Source organism: Amycolatopsis sp. 505, assembly GCF_031625235.1.
Lineage (GTDB): Bacteria > Actinomycetota > Actinomycetes > Mycobacteriales > Pseudonocardiaceae > Amycolatopsis.
This window is the reverse complement of record NZ_JACKQP010000011.1, coordinates 300,879-317,250: the sequence shown is the minus strand read 5'-3', so window position 1 is coordinate 317,250 and position 16,372 is coordinate 300,879. Positions and strand designations below refer to the sequence as shown.

At 72.7% G+C, this 16,372-nt stretch carries 16 protein-coding genes; 10 read left to right on the top strand and 6 right to left on the bottom strand.

Annotated features, from left to right (window positions below):
- The first annotated feature begins 150 nt into the window (after nucleotides 1-150).
- The 4 genes from H5965_RS36890 (at nucleotide 151) to H5965_RS36875 (ending at nucleotide 3,456) form a co-directional block, all read left to right on the top strand.
- A complete protein-coding gene (locus H5965_RS36890) occupies nucleotides 151-1,089 on the top strand; it encodes a ferulic acid esterase (RefSeq protein ID WP_310975664.1) in 939 nt (312 codons plus the stop codon).
- A 92-nt stretch (nucleotides 1,090-1,181) separates the two neighbouring features.
- The gene (locus H5965_RS36885) at nucleotides 1,182-1,643 is read left to right on the top strand and encodes an HNH endonuclease (protein ID WP_310975663.1); all 462 of its coding nucleotides are present in this window, start codon (nucleotides 1,182-1,184) and stop codon (nucleotides 1,641-1,643) included.
- A 107-nt stretch (nucleotides 1,644-1,750) separates the two neighbouring features.
- Nucleotides 1,751-3,109: a protein kinase domain-containing protein gene (locus H5965_RS36880; RefSeq protein WP_310975662.1), complete on the top strand. Its 1,359-nt coding sequence runs from the start codon at nucleotides 1,751-1,753 to the stop codon at nucleotides 3,107-3,109.
- Between the two features lie 14 nt (nucleotides 3,110-3,123).
- On the top strand, nucleotides 3,124-3,456 hold the full coding sequence (locus H5965_RS36875; protein WP_310975661.1) for a hypothetical protein: 333 nt from the start codon (nucleotides 3,124-3,126) through the stop codon (nucleotides 3,454-3,456).
- Here the strand turns inward: H5965_RS36875 and H5965_RS36870 are convergent.
- Entirely contained in the window at nucleotides 3,413-4,339 is a 927-nt protein-coding gene (locus tag H5965_RS36870) for a LysR family transcriptional regulator (protein WP_310975660.1), read from the bottom strand. The genes H5965_RS36875 and H5965_RS36870 overlap by 44 nt on opposite strands.
- Before the next feature lie 71 nt (nucleotides 4,340-4,410).
- On the opposite strand from H5965_RS36870, the gene H5965_RS36865 reads away from it, so the two are divergent.
- From H5965_RS36865 to H5965_RS36855, 3 genes are read left to right on the top strand one after another with little or no spacing between them, the layout of a single operon-like run.
- Nucleotides 4,411-5,334 carry a DMT family transporter gene (locus tag H5965_RS36865; protein WP_310975659.1) on the top strand — a complete coding sequence of 308 codons (924 nt, stop codon included), beginning with the start codon at nucleotides 4,411-4,413 and terminating at the stop codon, nucleotides 5,332-5,334.
- A 29-nt stretch (nucleotides 5,335-5,363) separates the two neighbouring features.
- The gene (locus tag H5965_RS36860) at nucleotides 5,364-7,499 is read left to right on the top strand and encodes a hypothetical protein (protein WP_310975658.1); all 2,136 of its coding nucleotides are present in this window, start codon (nucleotides 5,364-5,366) and stop codon (nucleotides 7,497-7,499) included.
- A 14-nt stretch (nucleotides 7,500-7,513) separates the two neighbouring features.
- Nucleotides 7,514-8,656, top strand: coding sequence for a S8 family serine peptidase (locus H5965_RS36855; RefSeq protein ID WP_310975657.1), 1,143 nt, complete (start codon nucleotides 7,514-7,516; stop codon nucleotides 8,654-8,656).
- Nucleotides 8,657-8,703: 47 nt separating this feature from the next.
- Here H5965_RS36855 and H5965_RS36850 read toward each other — a convergent pair whose 3' ends face one another.
- The 5 genes from H5965_RS36850 to H5965_RS36830 all read right to left on the bottom strand — a co-directional run bounded on the left by H5965_RS36850 (nucleotide 8,704) and on the right by H5965_RS36830 (nucleotide 13,464).
- On the bottom strand, nucleotides 8,704-9,357 hold the full coding sequence (locus H5965_RS36850; RefSeq protein ID WP_310975656.1) for a response regulator transcription factor: 654 nt from the start codon (nucleotides 9,355-9,357) through the stop codon (nucleotides 8,704-8,706).
- A gap of 4 nt (nucleotides 9,358-9,361) precedes the next feature.
- Nucleotides 9,362-9,751, bottom strand: coding sequence for a hypothetical protein (locus H5965_RS36845; RefSeq protein ID WP_310975655.1), 390 nt, complete (start codon nucleotides 9,749-9,751; stop codon nucleotides 9,362-9,364).
- 31 nt (nucleotides 9,752-9,782) lie between these two features.
- Nucleotides 9,783-10,991, bottom strand: a complete 1,209-nt coding sequence (locus H5965_RS36840) for a cytochrome P450 (RefSeq protein ID WP_310975654.1) — start codon at nucleotides 10,989-10,991, stop codon at nucleotides 9,783-9,785.
- A gap of 493 nt (nucleotides 10,992-11,484) precedes the next feature.
- Complete coding sequence (locus tag H5965_RS36835; protein WP_310975653.1) at nucleotides 11,485-12,852, bottom strand: aspartate aminotransferase family protein; 1,368 nt, start codon at nucleotides 12,850-12,852, stop codon at nucleotides 11,485-11,487.
- A gap of 117 nt (nucleotides 12,853-12,969) precedes the next feature.
- Nucleotides 12,970-13,464: an Lrp/AsnC family transcriptional regulator gene (locus tag H5965_RS36830; protein ID WP_176170011.1), complete on the bottom strand. Its 495-nt coding sequence runs from the start codon at nucleotides 13,462-13,464 to the stop codon at nucleotides 12,970-12,972.
- Between the two features lie 171 nt (nucleotides 13,465-13,635).
- Between H5965_RS36830 and H5965_RS36825 the strand changes: the two genes are divergently transcribed.
- The 3 genes from H5965_RS36825 (at nucleotide 13,636) to H5965_RS36815 (ending at nucleotide 16,372) form a co-directional block, all read left to right on the top strand.
- Nucleotides 13,636-15,003, top strand: coding sequence for an APC family permease (locus H5965_RS36825; RefSeq protein ID WP_310975651.1), 1,368 nt, complete (start codon nucleotides 13,636-13,638; stop codon nucleotides 15,001-15,003).
- Nucleotides 15,004-15,097: 94 nt separating this feature from the next.
- A complete protein-coding gene (locus tag H5965_RS36820; RefSeq protein WP_310975650.1) occupies nucleotides 15,098-15,595 on the top strand; it encodes a L,D-transpeptidase in 498 nt (165 codons plus the stop codon).
- 12 nt (nucleotides 15,596-15,607) lie between these two features.
- The gene (locus tag H5965_RS36815) at nucleotides 15,608-16,372 is read left to right on the top strand and encodes a putative protein N(5)-glutamine methyltransferase (RefSeq protein WP_310975649.1); all 765 of its coding nucleotides are present in this window, start codon (nucleotides 15,608-15,610) and stop codon (nucleotides 16,370-16,372) included.

Sequence of the window (16,372 nt, the reverse complement as noted above, 5' to 3'; positions counted from 1 at the left end):
TTCCTTCCGCATGTCCGGCGGCCGTTGTTGGGTCGATCCTACCGAGCGGGTCCGACAGTCCGGGACCGCGCACTTTATGAACGCAATCTAGGGACCCGCGGCTCCCGGTGTGATGCTGGCCACGCCCCGCTGTCGATCAAGGAGGATCGAGTGCCCGGACGCTTGCCCCGCTGGGCGGCCGTGTTCGCCGCCGCCTGTGCCCTGACCACCGCGTTCGCCGCGCCCGCCGCCGCGGCGGGCGTCGCCGACCGCCCCGTCCCGACCACCGGCTGCGGGCGCGCGCCCGGGATCCCGGCCGGGGTGACGACCACCCGGCACGTCACCTCCGGCGGCCTGGACCGCGAGTACACCGTCCACCTGCCGGCGCACTACAACCCGCACCGGCCGTACCCGCTGGTCCTGTCCTTCCACGGGCACAAGCGGACGTCCCAGTACCAGGAGGAGCTGTCCGGGTTCTCGGCGCTGGACGCGATCGCGGTCTACCCGCAGGGCCTGATCGGCACCGACGGCGAATCGGCCTGGACCGGCGCGCCGTATTCGGCCGCCGCCGACGACGTCCTGTTCACCAGCGACCTGCTCAACGCGCTGCAGCGTTCCCTGTGCGTCGACCCGAGCCGGATCTACGCCGCCGGGAAGTCCAACGGCGGCGGGTTCGTCGGCGTGCTGGCCTGCCGCATGGGCGGCCGGATCGCGGCCTTCGCGCCGGTGTCCGGGGCCTTCTACCCCCAGGGCGGCGCCTGCACGCCCCGCCGTCCGGTGCCGGTCCTCGACTTCCACGGCACGGCGGACACGACCATCCCCTACGCCGGCAACCCGGCGAAGGGCCTGCCCGCGCTCCCGGACTGGCTCGCGGCTTGGTCCACAAGGGACGGTTGCCGGCCGGACCCGGTGTCGTGGACGCCGGTCACCGGGGTCGTCGCCGAGAAGTGGCTCGGCTGCGACCGGCGCGGCGCCCTGGAGCACTACCGCGTGGAAGGCGCCGGGCACGTCTGGCCCAGCACCCGGCCCAACAACGACTCCGCGACGCCGACGGTGATCGACGCGACGCCGGTCATCTGGCGGTTCTTCCGCGCGCATCCCCTGTGGTGAAACGCGATTGACGCAGGTCAGGCCCCTCGGCGACGATTGATTTCACCAGGCGGGAAAGTCCCGCGTCCCCATCGTCGCAAACGGAGTGCGCTGTGAAAGTGCTTGTCCTGAACGCCGGCTACGAGCCGCTGCAGACCGTTTCGGTCCCGCACGCGATCCGCATGCTCGTGCGCCACGTCGCCGAGATCCACGAGGCCGAGGAGGGTCTCGCGTACGGGTTGTTCCCGCGCCCGAAGATCGTGCGGTTACTGCGTTACGTCGTCATGAAGTGGCGATATACGCAGCCGCCGCGCTGGTCCCGGCGCGGCGTGCTGGTCCGTGACGGCCACCGCTGCGCCTACTGCGGGCAGCGCGCCACCACGATCGACCACGTGACGCCGCTGAGCCGCGGCGGCGCCCGGACCGACTGGCTCAACACGGTCGCCGCGTGCGGTGGCACGGCCCGCAGCTGCAACGCCCGCAAGGCGGACAAGCTGCCGGCCGAAGCCGGGATGAAGCTGCGCTTCACCCCGTACGTCCCGGCGTGGGACCAGCTGCACCGGCCCGGCACCTGAGCACGGCCTGTCCGTCGGCACACCGGCGGGCAGGCCGTTAGGCTCGAACCGATCGCCACCCGCATCCGTGTGTTCCGTGTGCGCTGGGGAAGGCCGGGGAGGTCGCCGTGACCGACGCAGGAGAGCTGATCGCCGGGCGCTACCGGCTGGCCGAGCGGATCGGCCAGGGCTCGATGGGCGTCGTCTGGCGCGCCCGCGACGAGCGCCTGGACCGGGTCGTGGCGATCAAGCAGCTGGACTACGACGCGGCCATCGGGCCGGCCGCCGGCGACCAGGCCCACCAGCGGGCCCTGCGCGAAGCGCGGCTGACGGCCCGCCTGCGGCACCCGCACGCGATCACGGTGCACGACGTCGTCGAGGCGCCCGGCGGGCCCTACCTGGTGATGGAGTACCTGCCGTCGCGCAGCCTGGCGGAGCTCCTCCTCGACCGCGAGACCCTGCCCGCCGAGGAGGTGGCGCGCATCGGCGCGCCGATCGCGTCGGCGCTGGCCGCCGCGCACGCCGAAGGGGTCGTGCACCGCGACGTCACCCCCGGCAACGTCCTGCTCGGCGAGTCCGGCGTCGTCAAGATCGCCGACTTCGGCATCTCCCGCGCCACCGGCGAAGGCACCGTGACCGGCGGCGGCTTCATCGCGGGCACGCCGGCGTACCTGGCGCCCGAAGTCGCCGGGGGCCGGGAAGCCGGGTACCCGGCCGACGTCTTCTCCCTCGGGGCGACGCTCTACCGCGCACTGGAGGGCACTCCCCCGTTCGGCCACGACGACAACGCGATCGCGTTGCTGCTGCGCATCGCCAAGGAGGAGACCATCCCGCCGCGGCACCGCGGGCCGCTCGCCGAAGTGCTCACCCGGATGCTGCAGCGGGACCCCGAAGCGCGCCCGGCCATGGCGGAGGTCCAGGAGCTGTTCGAAGCGGTCACCGGCGGCCGTCCCCTGCCGCCGCCGCGGCCGCGGCCCCGCGCCGGAACCCGGCTCCTGCGTGTCCGCCGTCCGCGCCGACGGCTCGTCCTGGCGGGCGCCGCGGGCGCGGTGCTGCTGGCCCTCGGCGTGGTGATCGGGACGGCGATCGTCCCGGACGGCACACCGGTGGCCGCGCCGGTCCCGTCCACCCCCGCGGCACCGGCGAGCTCGACCCCCACCCCGACGACCCCGGCCGACCTGGGCTGCGCCGCCCGCTACGAGGTGACGAACTCCTGGCCCGGCGGCTACCAGGTCGAGGTGACGGTGCGCAACGACCGGTCCGCGGGCCTGTCCGGCTGGAGCGTCCGCTGGCAGCTGCCCGCCGGTCACCGCATCAGCGGCTTGTGGAACGGCACCTTCTCGGTCGATGGTTCCACGGTGACGGTCGAAAACGCCGCCTGGAACGCGAAGCTCGACGCGGACAAGACCACGACGTTCGGCCTGATCGCCCTGACGCAGAACGGAAGTGACGACGCCCGCCCGGCGCTCACCTGCCGGACGCTCTGACCACGGGAGGCACCGTGAGTACGACACGCGTGGACGCCAGGCGCAGATCGATCCAGTTCGACGGGCGGACAATCACGCTCCGGATCGACACGAAGACCATGGGCATCGTCCCCGACTGGGCCCACCACAAGTTCCCGGTCGCCGAGACGAATATCCGGCACCGCGCGGCGACAACATGGAAACGCGGTCAGATCGTTTTCGAGAAACCGGGAGCGCCCACGGACGTGGTCACGAACGTGCCGCTCTTCGCCGACAAGCTGCCCGGCAACGTCTTCGAGTACGCGTACCCGAAGCTCGCCAAGGTCAAGGAGTTCCTGGAAGCCGTGGAGAAAGCCAGGAAGAAGTAACTTCACGGGCCGCCCGCTCGAGCCGGTCCAGCACCGCCGAGACGTCCGGCCGCCGCGCCAGGCCCGCCCGCGTCACCGCGAACACCTTGCGCGTCAACGGTTCCCGCAGCGGGTGCAGGCTGACGCCGAGTGGCCCGCCGGGCAACGCCATGGCCGGGACCAGTGCCACTCCCGCGCCCGCTGCCGCGAGGGCGACGAGCACGGCGAAGTCGGCGGATTCCGCGGCGATCTCCGGCACGAACCCGGCCGCACCGCAGGCGCGCTGGATCATCGCGTAACACGACAGGTCGGCCGTCGGCACCAGCCACGGCCGGCCGGTGAAGGCGGCCAGGTCCACCGGTTCGCCGTCGGCCGGCCCCGGCGACGCCGGGTCCCGCGCCAGCAGGACCGGGTCTTCGAGCAGGATCCGCTCCGCGCACCGGGGCGGGATCTCCCGCGGTAGGAGCGAATACCCGTGCACCACCGCAACGTCGACGTCCTGCCGGAGCAGCGACTCGAGGGCGGCGTCGGGCTCCTGCTCCACCAGGCGCAGGGAGACCGGCCCGCCCCACGCCCGCGGCAGGAGCTGCCGGGCCGCGGAGGCGAAGGCCGCCACGCGGACCGTGCCGGTGCCGCCGTTCCCGGCCGCCGCGGCCAAGGCCGATTCCGCGGCGGCGAGGTCGTCGAGGATGACTTCGGCGTGCGAGAGCAGCAGCCGTCCGGCCGGGGTGAAGGCGAGCGTACGGCCCCGTTTCTCCAGCAGCGGGACACCGGCTTCGCGTTCGAGCGCAGCCAGGTGCTGCGAGACGGCGGGCCCGGTCAGGTGCAGGGCCGCCGCCGTCGCGGCCACGGTCCGGTGCTGGGCCAGTCCGTGCAGGACGCGCAGGCGACGCAGCTCCAACATGAAGTCCGGCTTCCTGATCGAGCAAGAAAGAGTAACTAGTACTTCAGTATCCTACCGCCGACGATGGGCTGGTGAAGCCGAAAGCGACCGCGGCACTGGCCGTCACCGTCGTCCTGTGGGCGTCGGCGTTCCCCGCGATCAAGGTGGGCCTCGAGGGCTACGGCGTCGCCGGGCTGTCGTTCGCCCGGCTCGCGGTGGCGTCGGCCGTGCTGCTGCTCGCCGCGCCCGTGCTGGGCGTCCGCCGGCCGCGCCGCGCGGACCTGCCGGCGATCGCGGGGTGCGGGCTGGCCGGGATGAGCGCCTACCAGCTGCTGCTCAACTGGGGTGAGGTGCACGTCCCCGCGGGCACCGCGAGCCTGCTCGTGTCGGTGGCGCCGGTGTTCAGCGCGCTGCTCGCGGCGGCGTTCCTGGGAGAGCGGCTGACCGCGGCGAAGCTGCTGGGCAGCGCGGTGACCCTCGGCGGCAGCGCGCTCATCGCCACGGGTGGCGGCCTGGGTTACTCGGGCGCGGCGTGGGCCGTGCTGACCGCCGCGGCCGTCCAGGCGGTGTACCACCTCGCGAGCAAGCCGTTGCTGCGGCGCTACACCGGGCTCGAGGTCGCCTGCTACGCGATGTGGGCCGGGACGCTGTTCCTCGCGCCGCTCGCACCGCAGGCCGTGCACGCCTTCGCGAGCGCGCCCCCGGAAGCCACGCTGTCCGTGGTGTTCCTCGGCGCGTTCCCGTCGGCGGCCGGGTTCGTCGCCTGGGGGTACGCGGTGGCCCGGCATTCGCTCACGGTCGCGACGGCGGCCCTCTACCTCGTGCCCGCGGTGGCGCCGGCGGTGGCGTTCGGCTGGCTCGGCGAGCGGCCGAGCTGGGTGGATCTCGCGGGTGGGGCGCTCAGCGTCGCCGGCGTCGTCCTGATCGGGACCACGGTCCGTCGTTGGGCCGGTCGGGGTAATTCGGAAGAGATCGACAACCCGGCTCAACGGCCGGGGCAGCCGGCTCGTCGGTAGTGGTGATCGATCACCACACGGAGGTGCCAGTGCGAAGAACATTTTCGGTGTTCGCGGTCCTGCTCGCCGGTGCGGCGGGCGTGGCCGGGCTCGCCCCGCCGGCCGCGACCGCCGCGACCGCCGGGGTCCCGTCGCCGACCGTCACGCTTCCCACCGGGGACCGGGTCACCGTCGGGACCACCCCGGACGGGCGGGACACGTTCGAGGTGCGGCCGGCCGCGGACAAGGGCATGGCGCGGGCGCTCGTGCACCTGCGGCTCGGCGGCCGCGACTACGAGGTGCCCGGCACCGCGTTGCCCTACCTGGGGCGCGGGCTCGACCTGAGCCTGTTCGACATCAAGGCGCTGCTGGCCGGCGCGAAGGCTCCGGTGGACACCGCGACCTTCGGCGCCGCGCTGGCCCGGCAGTTCAAAGAAGACAGCGCCCGCGGCCGGTTCGGCGGCCAGGGCCTGTTCGCGAACGGCGTCCGCTACGCCCTGCCGGGAGCGCCGAAGCGGCCGGCGGCCCAGCCGCGGTCGGTGATGCGGACCGTGTCGCTCGACGCCACCGACATCGCGGGCAAGCCCGCCGACACCGGCATCGCGTTCCTCTACAACACCGACGACGGCAACACCCTCGCCCCGGACGAGAACTTCAACTACTTCTTCGGCGGCACGGCCAAGTTCAGCGTGCCGGACGGCAACTACAGCGCCCTCGGCGTGTTCTGGACGACCGACGCCGACGGCAACCCGACCGAGCTGCGGTTCAGCGCGCAGCCGGAGTTCACGGTGAAGGCGGACAGAGGAGTCCGCGTCGACGCGAAACGGGCGTCGAGCAAGCTGACCTGGGTGACCCCGCGCCCGGCGCTGCTGGACGACACCGGCTTCCTGTTCCGCCGGGCCGCCAAGACCGGGCCGGCGCTGCTCGTCGACTTCGACGCCGGGCCCGGCGTGCCGATTTCGGTGTCGCCGACGAGCACGCCGGTGCGCACCGGCGCGTTGCAGACCTATCCGTACAGCAGGCTCGTCTCCCCGCCCGGACCGGGCACGCCGTACGAATACGTGCTGCAGAAGGCGAGCATCGGCGTGATCCCGCAGCAGCGGTACGTGATCACGGCGAAGGACGTCGCCGCGGTCGACGCCACCTACTTCAGCGAGTACTCCTCGCTCGGCATGCGTCAGCGCAGCGGGATGTTCACGTTCGAGGACGTCAACGGACGGGCGGGGCACCCGATCCAGCTGCCGCGCAAGCAGACCGAGTACGTGTCGGCGGCACCGGACCTGGGGTGGTTCGGCGGGTTCGCGAAGTACACCCTGCCGGGGTCCGGCTGGGCGGGGGGCCAGCGCGAGCCGTTCCACACCTACCAGGGCGGCTCGTCGGTCACCGAGGACTGGAACCGTTTCCCCCTGCACCCCGCCGGCGAGGTGGCCCTGCTGCCGCTGAACGACGGCCGGGCCTACACGTTGCCCGGCGCGACCCGGGCGGGCGATCTGCTGCGATTCTCGATCACACCGTTCAGCGACAACCAGCCCGGTCACACCGGCTACGGTTTCTCCGGCGAGTCCCGGGACACCATCACCGGGTCCTACCGCTTCACCCAGGACGGCACCACCCTGGCCGAAGGCACTCCGCTGGGCGCCGGCGCGGCCGCGTTCGACACGGAGGTCGCGCCCGGGCCGTCGACGTTGGGGCTCACCATCGACGCCGGGCGCACCGGGCCGATGTACCACCAGAGCACCGCGAGCCACACGGAATGGACGTGGCAGTCGCAGCACGTCGAAGGCGTCACCCTGCCGCCGACGCTGTACTGCGCCCGCGGGGACGGCGGGCCGGACCGGAACTGCGCCGTCGAACCGCTGCTGACGCTGGGGTACGCCGTCGGCGGGCTGCGGCCGGACGGGTCCACGGTCTCCGGTCCGCAGAGCCTGGACCTCACGGTCGGGCACCTGCAGCAGAGCACCGGTTCGCCGGTGACGGCCGCGACCGTGCAGTACTCGACCGACGGCACGACCTGGCAGGACGCGGCCGTCACCGCCCGCGGCGACGGCGTCTTCCACGCGGGCTTCTCCGCGACGACGGAGGCGTTCCGCGGCACCGACGTCTCCCTGCGCGTCACGGCCGCCGACGCGGCCGGGGCGACCATCGCCGAGACGATCACCGCCGCCTACCACGTCTACGTGTCATGAGGGGACTGTCCACAGTGAGCAGGAGATGGCTCGGAGTGCTGGCCGCCGCGGTGGCGGCCGTCGGCGTGGTCACCCCGGCGGCGAGTGCCGCACCGGGGCCGCGCGCGGCGTGTCCGGAGCAGCCCGGCGTGCTGCGCTGCCTCACCACCTACACGCCGGGCGCGGCCCGCGGCTTCGGCCCGGCCGGCTGGGGTGCCGACGACCTGGCGTCGGCCTACGGGCTGCCCGCCTCGGCGGGGCCGGACACCGTCGTCGGCATCTCGATCGCCTTCGACGCACCGAACCTGGAGGCCGACCTGGCCGCGTACCGGGCGCAGTACGGCCTGCCGCCGTGCACGACGGCGAACGGCTGCTTCCGCAAGGTCAACCAGCAGGGTGCCGCGGCGCCGCTGCCGGAGGTGAGCTTCAGCTGGGCCCTGGAGTCCACTTTGGACGTCTCGATGGTGTCGGCGGCGTGCCCGTCCTGCCGGATCCTGGTCGTGGAGGGCAACACCCCCGGGTTCGCCGACCTGGCGGAGACGGCGGACACCGCGGTGCGGCTGGGCGCGAAGGTGGTGTCGAACAGCTACGGCGCGCGGGAGAACGGTGCGGCGCTGGCGTACGCGAGCCACTACCAGCACCCCGGCGTGACGGTGGTGGCGTCCTCCGGCGACAGCGGCTTCACGGCGGCGAGCTACCCGGCGGTGCTGGCCTCGACGATCTCGGTCGGCGGCACGTCGCTGGCCCGCGACCCGGACTCCCCGCGCGGCTGGGCGGACTGGGCGTGGACCTACGGCGGCAGCGGCTGTTCGGCGTACATCGCGAAGCCGAAGTGGCAGCAGGACGCCCACTGCGGCAAGCGGACGGTCGCGGACGTGTCGGCGGCGGCCGAGGACATCGCGATCCACTACGCGGACGCGGGCGGCTGGCTCCCGGCCAGCGGCACGAGCGCTTCGGCGCCGTTCGTCGCCGGCCTGATCGGCCGTTCGGGGCACGCGGGCGTCACCCAACCGGCGGCCCTGTACGCGAACGCGGGGTCGTTCACCGACGTGACGACGGGCCACAACGACCCGGCGGGCGGCGGCAAGAAGTGCGGCGGCGACTACCTGTGCGTCGCGGGCCCGGGCTATGACGCGCCGACGGGGGTCGGCGTGCCGAACGGGCTGGCGGGCTTCTGACGGAACCGGTGGCGCGGGCTCGCTCGCCCGCGCCACCGGGTTCCCGGTCAGGGGGTTTCGAGCCCCGCGCGGCACAGCCCGCGCTCGTAGGCCAGCAGCCCGGCCCCGGTCCGGTGCGCGCACCCCAGTTTCCGCACCACCCTGGCCACGTACTCCCGCACCACCGGCTCCGGCAGCTCCAGCCGTTCGGCGATTTCGGCGTTCGTCAGGGCCGCGCCCACCGCCGTCAGCACCTCGGTCTCCCGGGCCGAAAGCCGGTCGACCGCCGCCATCCGCTCGTCGCGCGGGCCGGACAACCGGGTCGCCGCCGACACCTGACGGCGAGAGACGTCCGAGGACAGCACCAGGTGGCCGTCCGCCGCCAAGCGGACCACCTTGAGCACGTCCCGCCGCGGGGCCGAACGCAGCAGGAACCCCGCCGCGCCGTCGCGGAGGGCGCGCAGGATGCCCGCGTCCGAGTCGAACGTCGCCAGCGCCACCACCGCCGGCCGGTGGGGGAACTCCTCCGGCCGGCTCAGGCGCAGGTCCAGCAGCAGCACGTCCGGCAACCGCCGGCGGAGGGAGCCGCGGGCGGCCGTCGCGTCGGGGACCGCGCCCACCAGCTCGATGCCGTCCGCCTCGGCGAGGACCGTGCTCAGGCGTGCTCGCACCGCCGGGTCGCGTTCGGCCACCAGGACCCGGACCGGCGGCGGCACGAGCACCGCGTCAGTCCTTCGGCCGCAGGCGGATCAACGGCAGGTCGGTCTTCGAAGCACCGACCAGGTCCCGGCCGCCCGGGCCGCGCAGCCGCACCTCCCGGAACCGCACCGACGACAGCTGCGCGGCTTCGATCGGGTAGACGTCGCCGTAGCGCTTGATCTTGTCCACCAGCTCCTTGCCGAGCAGCTCGACCAGGCCCGCGTGCCGGGTCGCGCCGCCGCCCAGCGGGACGTCCAGCTGCTTGCGGACCTCGGGGAACCGCTGGTCCAGCTCCACGGCCAGCTGGTGGATCGTGACGTAGGCCGGGCCGAAGTCCTCGGCGTCGGGACCCGGCGGGATCTCCTTGAGCACCTTGATGAGCTTGTCGTCCATCCCGAGCTTGTCCCACAACGTCACGTCTTTTCCTCCGCTCCCGACCGCCGTTGGTCTACCAGAGGACCGGCACGCGGTCCACTCCCCCGGTGACACGGTTGGTCCGGATCCGGAGTTCATCGACCCCGGCGGCCAGGCGCAACCCCGGGAACCGCCGGAACAGCGACCCGAAGACGACGCGCAGTTCGGTGCGGGCGAGGCTGGCACCGATGCAGAACCAGCCACCGTAGGCGAAGGCGACGTGCGAGTTGGGCTTGCGTTCGGGGTCGAACGTCTCCGCCGACGGGAACACGGTTTCGTCCCGGTTGGCGGCGGCGATCGCCAGCACGACGGCGTCCCCGCGGGCGATCGTGACGCCGCCGAGCTCGACGTCGTCGTGCGCGTACCGCAGCACGCCGAGCCCGCTCGGGGCGGACATCCGCAGGATTTCCTCGACGACGCCGTGCACGCGGCCTTCGGGGTCGGCGGCCAGCGCGTCCCGGCGGGCGAGGTCGCTGAGCAGGTAGAGCACGCCGAGGTCGATCCGGTTGGACGTCGTCTCGTGACCGGCGAACAGCAGCCCGGCGGCCAGGCGGGCGAGGTCGTCGTCGCCGAAGGACGGGTCGCCGGCCTGCGCGCGGACCATGTCCGAGACGACGTCCTGGCCCGGATTCCGCCGCTTGGTGGCGGCGAGCCGGCTCATGTAGGCGGTGAACTCGTCGAGCGCGGCGTCGGCACCGTCACCGATGTCCATCCGGCCCATCCGGTCCGACAGCACCCGGAAGGTGTCGCGGTCCTCGTACGGGACGCCGAGCAGTTCGCAGATCACCAGCACCGGCAGCGGGAACGAGAGGTGCTCGTGCAGGTCGACCGGGTCGTCGCCGGCGCGTGCTCGTTCCATCGCGTCGAAGCAGCCGTCGGCGAGTTCCTGCACGTGCCCGGCGAGCCGGCGGATCCGGTTGGCGGAGAAGGCGGGCACGAGCATCCGCCGCATCCGCGCGTGCTCGGCGTGCTCGGTCTCGTGGTCGCCTTGCGGGCGGCTGAGGATGGCGGCGTCGGACAGCGCCGACGCCTCCTCCGGAGCCGGGTGCGAGCGCCCGAACCGCGGATCGGTGAAGGCGGCCCGCACCTGCTCGAACCCGGTGACCAGCCAGGCCGGATCCCCGGCCGGCGTGGTCACGGCGACCACCGGCCCCTGCCGGCGCAGCACCTGGAACAGCGGCGCGATCTCCAGGACGTTCGGCCGCGGGAACGGCAGCCGCGGCGAATCCGTGGTGGCGGTCATGGCTTTCTCCTCCCGGTGCGCGGCCGGCAGGCGCGAACCCGGGCGGGCCGGTCTCCGGCCGCTCCCCCGGTCCCCCCGCGATCCACGGTACTCAGGAACGGCGTGATCAGGCCGGGAACGCGAGTTCCCCGCCCGATCGGGCCAGCGCGTCCGCCCGGGAGGACCGGAACTGTCGGTGGCCACCGGTATCGTGGAAACCGGGGGCCGGAGGCCAGACCCCGCCACGATCGCGCCGACGCCCCGGGCCTGGGCTCTGGCAAAGCCGGTCTGCGCGGTGCGAGGTCGCGTCGGTCGGTAAGCGGATCGGTGCCCACCACCCCGAAGCCGCGATTGTCACTACGGCCGGTGGTACCGCGTCAAGGCGGGAAAGCGTGCCTTGACCCGGCACCACCGTCCGCGTGCTGGCTTCGGATCGGGGCGGCGGGGCAGGCCTGGGCGGGGTGCAAGTCCGGCGTCAACGTCCCGCTCGCGCGAACCGGCGCCGCCGCCGCCCCTACAACAGCTTCCAAGCCTGCGTCAGCGCCTCCCGCAGGATTCCCTCCATCTCGTCGAACTCCGCCTGATCGCACACCAGCGGCGGCGACAGTTGCACCACCGGCTCGGCCCGGTCATCGGCCCGGCAGTACAGCCCACCCTCGAACAACGCCTCCGACAGGAATCCCCGTAGCACCCGCTCCGATTCGTCGGCCGAGAACGACTCCTTCGTCGTCTTGTCCTTCACCAGCTCGATGCCGTAGAAGAACCCCGCCCCGCGGACGTCCCCGACGATCGGCAGGTCCAGCAGGCGGTCCAAAGTGGACCGGAACGCGTCCTCCCGCCGCAGCACGTGGCCGTAGAGGTCCTCCCGCTCCATCAGATCGAGGTTCGCCAAGGCCACCGCGCACGACACCGGGTGCCCGCCGTAGGTGGATCCGTGCATGAACGTCGTGGCGCCGCGCGTGAACGGTTCCATCAACCGCTCCGACGCCAGCACCGCCCCCAGCGGCGCGTACCCCGACGTGAGCCCCTTTGCCGTGGTGATGATGTCCGGCTGGTAGCCGTACCGCTTGGCCGCGAAGTCGTACCCCACCCGGCCGAACGCGCAGATCACCTCGTCGGACACCAGCAGCACGTCGTGCTTGTCGCAGATCTCGCGCACCCGCGCGAAGTAGCCGGGCGGCGGCACGAAACACCCACCGGTGTTCTGCACCGGCTCCAGGAAGACCGCCGCGACGGTGTCCGCCCCCTCGAACTCGATCGCCTGCTCGATCTGGTCGGCGGCCCAGCGGCCGTACGCCTCGTAATCGCCGGCGTGCTCGGGTGCGCGGTAGAAGTTCGTGTTCGGCACGCGCAGGGTGCTCGGCACCAGCGGCTCGAAGTCCGCCTTCGCGCCCGGGATGCCGGTGATCGACAGCGCGCCCTGCGACGTCCCGTGGTAGGCCAGCGCGCGGCTGACCACCTTGTGCTTGCCCGGTTTCCCGACGAGCCTGAAGTACTGCTTGGCCAGCTTCCACGCCGTTTCGACGGACTCGCCGCCGCTCACGGTGAAGAACACGCGGTTCAGGTCGCCGGGGGCGGCGTCGGCCAGCCGTGAAGCCAGTTCGATCGCCGTCGGGTGCGCGTGGCCCCACAGCGGGAAGTACGCGAGCTGCTTCGTCTGCCGTGCCGCCGCCTCCGCGAGTTCCTCGCGGCCGTGGCCGACCTGGACCGCGAACAGCCCGGCGAGCCCGTCCAGGTAGCGCCTGCCCCGGGAATCCCAGATGTAGGGGCCTTCGCCGCGCACGATCACCGGGACGTCGGTCTCGTCGTAGGCGGAGTGGCGAGTGAAGTGCATCCAGAGGTTGCTGCGAGCGGCCTGGGCGAGATCGGCGGTAGCGGTCATGCCCTGGTTATCGCACGTCCCGGCCGCCGGGCGCAAGCGATTCAGTCGTCCAGACGAACTTGGACGACTAATTCATGATCTCTTTGCCGCGACTACCTTCGGATTTAGTCGTCACGGTCAGCGAGTGCCCCACTGGTAAGTCTGCTTCCGCAGCTTGAGGTAGACCATCGCCTCCGCGTGGCGAACACCGGGCAGCGCGCGGATCCGCGTCGAGATCAGCTGGAGCAGCGCCTCGTCGTCGGCGCAGACGGCCTCGCAGAGCAGGTCGTAGCGCCCGGCGCAGAGGATCACGTACGCGATTTCGTCCATTTCGGCCAGTGCGTCGCCGACCGGTTCCAGCGGGCCGTCGACCGTGATCGCGATCATCGCCTGCCGGAACAGCCCGACCTGCAAGGGATCCGACACGGCGACGATCTGGATGACGCCGGAGTCCGACAGCCGCTGCACCCGCTGCCGGACCGCGGCCTCGGACAGGCCGACCGCCTTGCCGATGGTCGCGTACGCGCGCCGCCCGTCTTCCTGCAGCTGCGCGATGATCTGCCGCGAGATGTCGTCGAGCACCGGCGGGGCGGGCCGGCCGGCGGTGTCCTGGCTGCTCACGCCCCGGATCATCCCCGAGACGGGGGACGCCAGGCAAACCCGCCACGCCGTGACGGTGCGTGACTGAATCCGAATGACCCAAGGCCTTCAGACAACGATTTCGGTCGTCAAAGGCGCGTTGACAACACCGAATCGGTGCTGTTCCATCCGTCGCACCCTGCACCTCGGCCGGAGGGAACGCCGATGCCCCGCACTCCCGCCCCGCCCGACGTCACCGCCACCGCGACCCCGAAGAAGACCCTCACCCGGTCCATCGGCGTCGGCGGTGGCACCCTGCTCACGCTCAGCTGCGTGACACCGGCGTCGTCGCTGTTCGTCCTCGTGCCCCCGCTGTTCGCCGACCTGGGCACGGGCACCGCGCTCGCGATCGCCCTCGCGGTGCTGCTCTGCGTCGGGATCGCCTTCTGCTACTCCGAGCTGGGCACGCTGGTGCCGAGCGCCGGCGGCGAGTACGCCATGGTGACGACGGTGGCGAACCGGTTCGCCGGCTGGCTGACGTTCATGCTGTCGTTCGTCGTCATCCTCGTCGTGCCGCCGATCATCGCGATCGGCGTCGCCGGCTACCTCGCCGCCGTCGTCGACGTCGACCCGTCGGTCGCCGGGGCGCTGGTCATGCTCGCAGGCACCGCGATGGGGCTGCTCAACCTGCGTTCGAACGCCTGGATCACCGGGATCTTCCTGGTCATCGAGATCGTCGCGATCTTCGTCGTGTCGCTGCTCGGCTTCACGCACACCACGCAGAGCCCGGCCGTGCTGGTCGAGCCGAGCCTCGGCACGAGCGGGATCGGGCTGATCGCCGTGGTCACCGGGCTCGCCGTCGCGTTGTTCGTCGTGCAGGGCTTCAGCACCGCCGTCTACCTGGCCGAGGAGATGCGCGAGCCGCGCCGGACCGTCGCCAGGACGGTGTTCTGGACGCTCGGGATCAGCGCGGTCGTCATCCTGGTGCCGGTCGTGGCGATCACCCTGGCCGTGCCGGACACCGCCGCGCTCGCCGGCGTCGACCTGACCGCGCTGGTCACCGGCTGGAGTTCGGCGGCGGTCGGCGTGGCGATCAGCCTGTGCATCGCGGCGGCGATCGTCAACGCGGTGATCGTCATGGTCATCCAGAACTCGCGGGTGCTCTTCTCCTCCGCGCGCGACCAGGCCTGGCCGACGCCGGTCAACCGCGCGATGAGCGTGGTGAGCGAGCGGTTCGGCGCGCCCTGGGTCGCGACGCTGGTGACCGGGCTGTCCGAAGCCGTCCTGTGTTTCGTGCCGGTGGACACGCTGAGCGGCGTCACCGGGGTCGCCGTCGTCGCGCTGTACCTGAGCGTCGCGGCGGCCGCACTCGGCGCGCGCCGGGCGGCGCACCGGAAGCCGCACGTGTGGCGGATGCCGGCGTGGCCGCTCGTGCCCGGGCTGGCCGTCGCGGCGCTGGCCTACGTCCTGGTCGAGCAGAGCGCGCTCGACCTGGGCATCACCGCGGGCGTTCTGGTGGTGTCGGCGCTGTACTGGTGGGGGTACCTGCGCCGGCGTCCCGGACGGTGGGTCGTGACGGTCCCCGAGGAATAGCCGTCGCCCTATCGGGGTAACCCTCCCGCGCTCAACCTTCGGGGCCGTTCACCCGTATTGACCCCCGGCAGGGATTTCGGCGAGGGGACGACGGATGCGCAGACCCGCTGTTGGGCTCCTCCTCGGCGCGGTGCTGGTCACGGCGGCGTGTTCGGCACCGCGCACCACGACGCCGAGCCCGATCGCCGAGCCGGTGCCGGTGACCACGACGCCGGCCACGACCACGAGCACCACTCCCCCGCCCGCGCCGCCGTGCGCCGTCACGACCGGCGCGTGCGTGAGCCTGGCGCAGCGGCTGGCCTGGCTGCTGCGGGACGGCCGGGTGGTCCGCGGCCCGGTCCCGGCCGGGTTCGGGCCACCCGACCAGGCGACCCCGGCCGGGTCGTTCCACGTCGTGTGGAAGGACCGCGAGCACCGCAGCAGCCAGTACGGCACCGACATGCCCAACTCGGTGTTCTTCGCCGCCGGCGGCATCGCCTTCCACGCCGGGCCGCTCGACGCGCCCTCGCACGGCTGCGTCCACCTGACCGACGCCGATTCGGCGGCGTTCTTCGACGGGCTGAACGTCGGCGACGCGGTGCAGGTCTTGTAGGCTCCTTCCCTGTTGGACACTTCCACCGTCGTCTCCCGGCTGCGCGCCGCGGGTTGCGTGTTCGCCGAGGATGAGGCCGATCTCCTGGTCGCCGCGGCCACCACCCCCGCGGAACTCGGCGTGCTCGTCGAGCGGCGGGTCGCCGGGCTGCCGCTGGAACACCTGCTGGGCTGGGCGGAGTTCCACGGCCTGCGCGTCGTCGTGCGGCCCGGGGTCTTCGTGCCGCGGCACCGCACCGGGTTCCTGGTCGACGTCGCCGTCTCGCTCGCGCCGCCGGACCCGGTGGTGCTCGACCTGTGCTGCGGTTCCGGGGCGCTGGGTGCCGCGTTCGCCGCGGTGTCCCCGCCGCGTGAGCTGCACGCCGCCGACGTCTCGCCCGACGCGGTTTCGTGCGCGCGGCTCAACCTCCCGGATGCCGCGGTGTACCAGGGCGATCTGTACGACGCGCTGCCGTCGTCCCTGCGCGGCCGGGTCTCGGTACTGCTGGCGAACGTGCCGTACGTGCCTTCGGACGCCGTCGCGACGATGCCGCCGGAAGCTCGCCTGCACGAGCCGCTGGTGGCGCTCGACGGCGGTGCGGACGGCCTGGATCTCGCCCGGCGCGTCGCCGCAGGTGCGCCGGAGTGGCTCGCTCCGGGTGGGACGCTGCTGATCGAATCGAGCGAGCGGCAGGCGCCGGTGCTGGCGGAAACCCTTGCTGCAGTGGGGTTGTCGCCGCTTGTGCACTCCTGCGACGACCTGGGTGCGACCGTCGTGACCGGCACCGCGAAATTGTGA